6 protein-coding genes and 1 pseudogene are annotated in these 8,104 nt (G+C 74.9%); 2 read left to right on the top strand and 5 right to left on the bottom strand.

All coding sequences use genetic code 11. The features are described 5' to 3' along the window. Positions 1-100: pseudogene (locus ACWFR1_RS30445) on the top strand (IS481 family transposase); the annotation flags it as partial. A gap of 89 nt (positions 101-189) precedes the next feature. Here the strand turns inward: ACWFR1_RS30445 and ACWFR1_RS30440 are convergent. From ACWFR1_RS30440 to bdeA, 5 genes are all read right to left on the bottom strand, one after another. Next, positions 190-849 (bottom strand): hypothetical protein, encoded by a 660-nt coding sequence (locus tag ACWFR1_RS30440; protein WP_453556851.1) that lies wholly within the window; start codon positions 847-849, stop codon positions 190-192. A 294-nt stretch (positions 850-1,143) separates the two neighbouring features. Further along, positions 1,144-1,725: an FAD-dependent oxidoreductase gene (locus tag ACWFR1_RS30435; protein WP_453556849.1), complete on the bottom strand. Its 582-nt coding sequence runs from the start codon at positions 1,723-1,725 to the stop codon at positions 1,144-1,146. Continuing rightward, entirely contained in the window at positions 1,722-2,174 is a 453-nt protein-coding gene (locus ACWFR1_RS30430; RefSeq protein ID WP_453556847.1) for a hypothetical protein, read from the bottom strand. The genes ACWFR1_RS30435 and ACWFR1_RS30430 overlap by 4 nt, the downstream gene beginning before the upstream one ends. Before the next feature lie 107 nt (positions 2,175-2,281). Next, positions 2,282-4,930 (bottom strand): LuxR C-terminal-related transcriptional regulator, encoded by a 2,649-nt coding sequence (locus ACWFR1_RS30425; RefSeq protein WP_453556845.1) that lies wholly within the window; start codon positions 4,928-4,930, stop codon positions 2,282-2,284. 99 nt (positions 4,931-5,029) lie between these two features. Continuing rightward, positions 5,030-5,908 carry a bis(hydroxyethyl) terephthalate hydrolase gene (gene bdeA / locus ACWFR1_RS30420; protein ID WP_453556843.1) on the bottom strand — a complete coding sequence of 293 codons (879 nt, stop codon included), beginning with the start codon at positions 5,906-5,908 and terminating at the stop codon, positions 5,030-5,032. A gap of 256 nt (positions 5,909-6,164) precedes the next feature. Here bdeA and ACWFR1_RS30415 point away from each other — a divergent pair, with 256 nt between their 5' ends. Further along, positions 6,165-8,102, top strand: coding sequence for a PE-PGRS family protein (locus ACWFR1_RS30415; RefSeq protein ID WP_453556841.1), 1,938 nt, complete (start codon positions 6,165-6,167; stop codon positions 8,100-8,102). Positions 8,103-8,104 lie beyond the last annotated feature (2 nt).

Here is an 8,104-nt window from a genome sequence, read left to right as displayed (position 1 = left end):
CGACTGGCTGCACACCTACAATCACCACCGCGGACACACCGCGCTCGCAGGCAAACCACCCGCCAGCCGCGTCCCCAACCTCACAGGGCAATACACCTAGGTCCGACGTCCCGTCGTGGACGGTGAGACGGATCCGTTCGGCGTCGGCGACGGGATCCAGGGCGTGGTGACGGTAGGGCTGGCAGAGGTTCATCGTCCGGCCAGCGCGCGCCCCTCGCCGTCGGTGCCGTAGCCGGTGACCGGGGCGTTGTTGGCCGGGACCGAGCGCAGACCGGTGAGGTCCGCGGTGAGGGTGAGGATGTCCGCGTCGTGGCGGATCACCGTGTTCGAGCCGTCGTCGGCGGCCGAGGCCTTGCGGCAGTGCACGGTCCAGGCGTCACCCGCCGGGCCGTTGGGCGACGGCATCGTCGTCTCGAACCAGCCGGGATGCTTGGGCTCGGCGAAGAGCCGGCGCCCCGCGTCGATGGCCAGCGGGTTGTCGCACAGGACGTGGACGCGGGCGATGCCGAGCAGCCGGGTCTGGTCGACGCCGTGGGCGTACTCCTCGTAGGAGAGCCGGGGCAGCCGGTGGGCCTCCGCCGTCGGGTGGGCGATGATGTTGAACTCGATCTCCTGCGTGATGCCCCCGCCGAAGGCGTACTGGGCGAAGTACAGCTGGTAGTCGAGGGACACCACCGGCAGCCGGGCGTTCTCCACGGCGTGCGCGGCCAGGACCACGACGTCGGCCGAGGCCGTGCCCGGAGTCGCCGGGCCGGTCCCGGGGTTCCAGCGCAGGTACTCGACCCCCGTGGCGCGGCCGTTGCCGTCGACGAGCACCCTGTGGACGACGGCCCGGTCGACCAGCGTCACCGACTCGCTCCAGCGCGCTGGGGTCTTCAGGGGCGTGTACTTGGCGTGGCTGGGGCAGAGGGGGGATGCAGTTCGCGCTGCCGCGGCACCGGCTCTCGGGGTCGGGCCGGCCGTACGCGCCGACGGGGACGTACCCCGCGCCGCCGTCGTAGCGGGGGTCGGGTGTGCTGTTGCGGCCGTGCGGGGTGCCGGTGACCCGCAGGACGACCGGCTCCCCGGTGGCCGGGTCGGGCAGCGGCCGGCCGTCGAGCCGTGCGGCGAGCAGCCTGTCGAGGTGGCTGACGGGCAGGGCCTTCATGGGGAAGGTGTAGCCCTCGGGGAACGGCAGCCCGACGTGCTCGCGCTGCTCGTCGACGTCGGCGGCGACCCCGATCTCGTACTCCGCCGCCCGGGGGGCTCCAGGTCGTCGTAGCCGATCGGCCAGCTGCGGCCGTAGCCGAACTCCGCCGTGCGGAAGTCCTCCGGGTGCATCCTCGGCGTGAGGCCGGCCCAGACGTTCCCGGTGCCGCCGTTGACGCGTACGTAACCGCTGGCGTACGGGAGCGGGCCCCGCTGGAGCAGGTGGCCGTCTGCCGTGAAGCCGCCCGAGGGCAGGCCGGCCAGGTCGGTCACCTCCGGCCACGCCGCCTCGGGGCTCGGGACGTACGGGGAGCCGGGCACCTTCGCCGCCGCGGTGAGATACGTGTGCAGCGCGTCCCGGTGACCGGCCTCGGGGTCGGCCACCGCGGGCCCGGCCTCCAGGACGAGGACCCGCCGCCCCAGCTCGCCGAGTCGCCGCGCGACGAGCGAACCGGCGATTCCGGCACCGACCACGATGACGTCGTAGGGCCCGGGCCCAGGAGGCGCCGTGCCGTCGGACGCGAGGCCGGCGCTCATCGGGAGGCTCCTTCGGGCGCCTCGGACCAGCTCCCGAACCCCGGCCGGCCGGTGCCGGGCGCGTGTCCGCCGAGGGCCCGCCACACCAGCCCCTCGGCGTAGGCGTGGGCGGAGACCACGGTGGGCGCCGCGCCCGGCGGGCCCGGCCAGCAGCCCGTGTACCAGAGGTGGGTGAGCGATCTGGCGAGAGCGAGCGGCTCCTCGGCCAGTGCCTCCGGCAGTTCCCCGAAGGCCGCGTCGGCGGATTCCGGATCACGGGGGAGCCCGGCCAGACCCGCCCGCAGCGCGCGGCAGGGCCCGGTGCCCACCCGCGCCGCGACGAAATCCGCGTACTCCCCGGCCATGCCCGTCTTCTCCAGCTCGGTCACGCTGAAACCACTGAGTGCCGAGGACAGCGCGACGAACTCCTCCGCACCACCCCAAGCCTCGGCGACCCGCGACTCGCGCACGTACCCGCACCCCTCCCTCGACGCACGCCGGTGATCGTTCCCCGGCACCGAGCGGTGGACGCGACCAGTTCAGGACATTCACGAGGGGCGCTGCGCAGCCACGTCGGTCAGTGCGGGCCCTCCCGTGTCGCGTTCCCGGACGCGGCGCCCCACCGGCCCACGACACGCGGGAGTTCGACTCGGGAGCGGATGCCCAGCCGTGCGAAGACGCTGCGGAGGTGGTAGTCGACCGTACGGGGGCTCAGCGCGAGGCGGTCGGCCACCTCGCGGTTGGTGGCGCCCTGGGCGACGAGCCGCGCGATGCGCTGCTGCTGTGGGGTCAACTCCCGCGCCGCCGAAGGATCCGAAGCTCCACCGGTCGCGCGCAACTCGGACCGGGTGCGCTCTGCCCAGCCCTCCGCCGCCGCCCGCTCGAAGGTGACGAGGGCGTCGCGCAGCGGGCCTCGCGCGTCGCCCGGGCGACGGCGGCGCCTGAGCCACGTGCCGTACGCGAGGAGGGTTCGGGCGCGCTCGAAGTCGTTGCCACAGCTGTCGTGGCGACGGACGGCCTCACCGAACCAGTACGCCGATTCCTCGTCCTCCGCGAGCAGCGCCCGGCAGCGGGCCAGTTGAGCGGGTGCCGGACGGTCGATGCCCTGCGCGGCCCAGACGGCGTACTCCTCCGCCACCGCACGGGCCTCCGCGCTCCGGCCCGACGCGACGGCGGCCTCCACGAAGCAGGGAACCACCAGCATCCGCAGCGCGAAGTGGCCGCCCCGGGGGCCGGGCCGGACGAGGGGAACCAGCCGCGCGGCGGCCTGCGCGGCCAACCCCCTGCCCAGTTCGTCCCGGGCGACCGCCCACTCGGCGAGGGTGGCGGCCTGGACGAGACCGTGGGGCCGCGCCGTCGCGAGGGCGCGCCCGGCGTGCTCCCGCACGGCCTTGCCGTCGCCCGCGACCGAGGCCGCAAGGGCCAGGACGGCGTGCTGGTGCGCGGCCACGTTGTCCTGGCCCGACAGTTCCGCCGCCCGCAGCCCCTCGTGGGCGGTGCGCGCGGCCCGGCTGTACCGGCCGGCCCGGAGTTCGGCATAGGCGAGGTGCTCCAGCACCCGGGGGAGGAGGGCGGTGCGGTCCTCGGCGCGGGCGCGGGCGAGCGCCCGGGCGTGGACCCGGGACGCGGCGTTGGTGTCGCCGAGGACCAGCGCGGCCGAACCGGCCCGGAGCAACAGCCGGGGATCGTCCGCGGCGCCGTCCCGCGCCACGACCCGCGTCAGCGCCGCACGGGCCTCGTCCAGCCGTACGGCGAGTGCCGCGCTCAGCCCGTCGGCGAAGTCCCGCTCCGTACCCCGGACTCCCCTTCCGCCCTGCAGGGCGGCCAGGCAGCCGGCGACGTCACCCCCGGCCCAGGCCGCCTCCATCGCGAGGAACCGGGCGTCGGAGGCCTCGACGGGCGCCCGCTCCCGCAACAGCTCCGCCGCTTCCAGGAACGCCTGGTGCGCGTCCGTGACCGGACCGCCCGCGAGGGCCGCCAGACCCCGTACCAGCTGGGAGCGGCCACGGACCAGCGGCGTGAGGGCGCGTACGGCGGCGGGCGGACCGAGGCGGTCGGCGCGGTGGTCCTCGCTCCGGGCGAGCACCGAGGCCGCGGCCCGGCCCGGTCGCCGGTCCGCCTCCGGCTCCCGCGCCGAGGCGAGCAGGGCCCGACCCAGGAACGAGTCCTCGAAACGGAGCGTGGCGCCGCTCCTGTGCAGCAGCCCGTCCGCGATCAGTCCGTCGAGCGGCTCCACCGAGACGCGTGCGGTCCGAGCCTCGGCGAGGACGGTGGAGATGCCGATCTCGTCCATCGGCGCGTCCGGTCCTCCGGATCCCGCGCGGGCCGACAGGGCCACCACGGCGAGCAGACGGCGGGAGTCCGCGGGGAGGCGGCCCATGAGGCCCCCGTACACCTCGGCGAGCACCGCGCCGTCGGCCGCCGGCCGCGGCAGGGGCGTGGTGCCGGCGAGGTGGGCGGGGGAGAGGCGCCGTACCGTCGCGGTCAGCACGCCCGGGTGCCCTGCCGCGTCGTCGAGCAGCCGCCCCTCCACCCACGGGGCCAAGGGCACTGGGCACAGGTCGCTCAGGAGGGCCCGACCACCCGTCGGGGTCAACCGGCCGAGGCGGACGGATTCCGCCCCCGGCACCTCGGGGAAACGATGGTGCCGGGCGGCCGACAGGAGCCAGCCCACCTGTACCCGACCGCCCCGAACGGCGGTCTCCTGCCACAACGCGGTGAGAGAGGCCCGCGAGTGGGCGTCCCAGAGATGCAGGTCGTCCACACAGATCAGCACCGGGCGTCGCGCTCCGGATCCGGGGCCGGATCCAGGACCGGATCCAGGACCGGATCCAGGACCGGATCCAGGACCAGTACGGGTGGCGGTACCGGTGGTGGAGCCGGCAACGAGGTCGGCCACGGCCGCCCCGAGCCCGTCCCCGGCCCGCGCGCGACGCAGCGCCCCGCGCCCCGCCGACGGGGTGGCGGCCAGGGCGGCGAGCAGGGCACGTGCTCCGCTCCACGGCGCACGATGCCCGGGCGCGGCGATCCGGTACGCCGTGCCGGGGAAGTCGGCGGCCGCCCGAGCGAGCAGCGCGGTGCGCCCCTCGCCGGGATTCCCGGTGAGGAACAGGACGCCTCCGGTCCCGGCATCGACACGGGCCGCCAGACGGGCCACGGCGGCGAGTTCGGTCGTGCGGTCGTACAGCCGCAGGCCCGGGGCGGCGGCTTGGCTCAGTCCGCTCACGGCGGTCACGTTACCGACCCGTACGGAACGGGGGAAGGCTCCCGGCTCTGGGCGAGGGCCCAGACCCGGGAGCAGCGTTCTGTGATGGTGCACAGGGTGTCAGGAACCGAGGGGGCAGGTGCCCCGGTACTCCTCGATCGTCAGGCTGGGCCGCGGCAGCGGGCACAGGAACTGGTCGTAGCGGGTGTCGTTGTCGATGAACCGCTTGACCCACGACAGGCTGTATTTCGCGATGGTCGTGTTCGAGGTGTTCGGGGTGAAGTGCGTGGCGCCGTTGAGCTCCAGGTACGCCTTGTCGAGCGAACCGGGGAGGCTCTCGTAGAAGGGCTCGGAGTGGGTGGCGACGGGGGCGACCGTGTCGCCGTCCGCGCCGATGACGAGGGTCGGCGTGGTGATCTCCGGCCAGCTCTTGTCCGTGTTCCAGCCGGTGAGCGGAACGGCGGCCTTGAGGGACGGCCGGCTCTTCGCGGCTTCGAGGGTTCCGCCGCCGCCCATGGAGTGGCCCATCACGCCGAGGCGCGTCGCGTCGACGCGGCCTCGCACGGCGCTGCGCTGGGTCAGGTAGTCGAGCGCGGCCAGGAGCTGGCGTCCGCGGCTGTCGGGCTGGTCGAGCGTGGTGATGGTGTCGATGGTGAACACGACGAAGCCCTGCGACGCCAGGCGCGGCCCGAGCCAGGCGATGGAGGACTGGGTCGCGGTGAACCCCGGGGAGATCGCGATCGCACCGAACGTGCCGTCGCTCGTGGACGTCGGGTAGTAGATGGTGCCGCCGCCGAAACCGGTGACGGCGAGCGAGGAGACGCCGATGTCGGCGACGGAGTACGAGCCGCGCAGCGCCTCGATGCTCGAAGTCGTCGGCGCGGGACCGCGCTCGTACGGGTTGGCGGCGGCCGAGGCGGTGTCCGCGGCCTGGACGCCGGGGGCGAGGAGCAGGGTGAGGCAGGTGGCGGCCAGGGCCGTGGCGAAGTGTCGTGTCACGACGGAGTCGTCCTCTCGTGTCGTGGGGCGGCCGCCGACGGGGGAACTCGGTGGCGGACGCGCCGTGAACTGGCTCGGCCACTATCGGGTCGGCACGCCGCACGGGCATCGGCAGAATCACCGGTCGCCGCGAGGACAGGCAGCGAAGCGGCGCGCGCGGCGGCGGGCACGGCTCCGCGCCGAGGGGGCGTGAGGGCGTGAAGTGCGAGGTACCCGCCCCGGAACCCCACGGGCCGGCTCGGGCAGGATGGCGCCCATGAGACGCGAGCGCAGGCGTACGAGGGCGGAACTGGTCGCACTGCTGGACCGGGCGGGCGTGGAGGTCGTGGGGGAGTGGGGCCCCGGGAACGTCCTGACGCCCGCGGCCGCCTGGCGGCCGGTCATCTCGTACGGGACCGTGCCCACGGCGGTCGTCCGTGAGGACCGCCCCGACCTCGTGTCCGCCCTCAACGCGGAGTGGCACCGTCTCGCGCACGAGCACGGAGTCATCGACGAGAAGGGCGAGTTCCTGCTCCACGCCGGGGACGACGACTGCTGGGCCCGGGTCCGTCTCGCCCCGGCCTGGGACCTCGCCGGCGTCCTCGGCGACCGCCCGGGACGGCCCGAGTTCGTCACCCTCTCCGTGGACGGGGACGCCCTGCTCGGAGTGACCAGCGAGGAGTACGAGGTCTGGCTCGTCGCCGTCGACGGAGTCCGGGCGCGGGGCGAGGAAGCGGCGCGCGCGGCGGCGCGGGAGACCGCAGAGGAGCGCGAGGCCGCATGGGAGGGCCTGCGCAACTCCCGACTCCGGCCCACGAAGCGGTTGTGGGGGGAGTGGGTGGAGTGGCTCGGTTTCAACGACGGCGCGAGCGACGAGGTCCTGATCCGGCTGCTCGACGTGGGAGTCGTCCACTTCCTGCACCGCCCGCTGTCCGCCACCGTCGTCGACGCCGCCACCGCCCACCCCGACCCTCGGGTCCGAGGCGCGCTCGCGGAGTACCAGCGGCCGGAACGGTCCGCCACGCGCGACGGAAGGCGCGTCAGCGGCGAGCGCCACCAGGACTGCGAGGGCGAGAAGGACCACGCCGGTCACGAGGGTGACGGGGTTGACCACGGCGGTGACGGGGTTGACCGCGGCGGTGACGGGGTTGACCGCGGCGGTCACGAGGTTGACCACGACGGTCACGGGGTTGACCAGGAGCAGCACCACCGCCCGATGGCCCCGGCCACCTACGACGCCCTCGCCGCGGACCGCGGAGCCGTCGCGTCCCGCCGCTTCGCCCCCGAGGTCGCCGCGCGCCTCGCCGCGCACGAGGACCCGTACATACGACGGGCCCTGGCCACCAATCCGTACGCGGGCCCCGAGGTGCTCGCGCTGCTCGCCGCCGACGAGGACGAGGACGTACGGCGGACCCTCGCCGCCCACCCGCGCCTCCCGGCCGACGTCCTCGCCGCGCTCACCGCGGACGGGAGCGAGTCCGTACGCCGGGAGGCATCCGTCCACCCTGAACTCTCCGAGACGCGGCGGGCGGAGTGCCTGACCGGCCTCGACCTCGACGGCATGCGGCACGACGTGCCCTGGGTGAGGGACCTCCACGGCGATCCGGAGGCCATGCGCCGGATCGCCGCCTCCTGCCATCCACTGCTGCGCTGCACCGTCGCGCGCGCCCGGCGCCTCCCGCCGGACGTCGTCGACCGCCTGGCGCGGGACGAGGACAAGGTCGTACGCCTCTTCCTCGCGGAGTCCTGCGACGACGCGCCGGCCGACATGCTCCTGGAGGTCTGGCTGTGGTGGAACGGCAGCTTCAGCTCACCCGGGCGCCCCCGCACCCACCCCAACTTCCCGCGCACCGGTCTGCTCCCGTACGCGACGGATCCACACCCGCGACTGCGCCAACTGGCCCTGGACGACCCCGGATCCACCCCCGGTCTGGTGGAGCGGTTCAGCCGGGACGAGGACAGTGAGGTCCGGCTCCGGGCCGCCACCGATCCCCGGCTCTCGGCGGCCTCGGCGGTCCGGCTGCTCGACGACGGGAGCGCCCCGGTCCGGCACGCGGCGGCGCGTCATCCCGCGCTGCCCGCACGGTCCTTGGTCCGCGCCCTGCGCGACGGCGACCTGAGGCGGCACGCCGCCATGAACCCGGCGCTGCCCGAGCCCGTCATGCACTGGATGATCGACACCGCCCTGGCGGGTCTTGAGGAACTCCGACGGTGACC

This window comes from Streptomyces sp. NPDC055103 (assembly GCF_053607625.1).
This window is presented reverse-complemented; position numbering and strand designations above follow the sequence as displayed.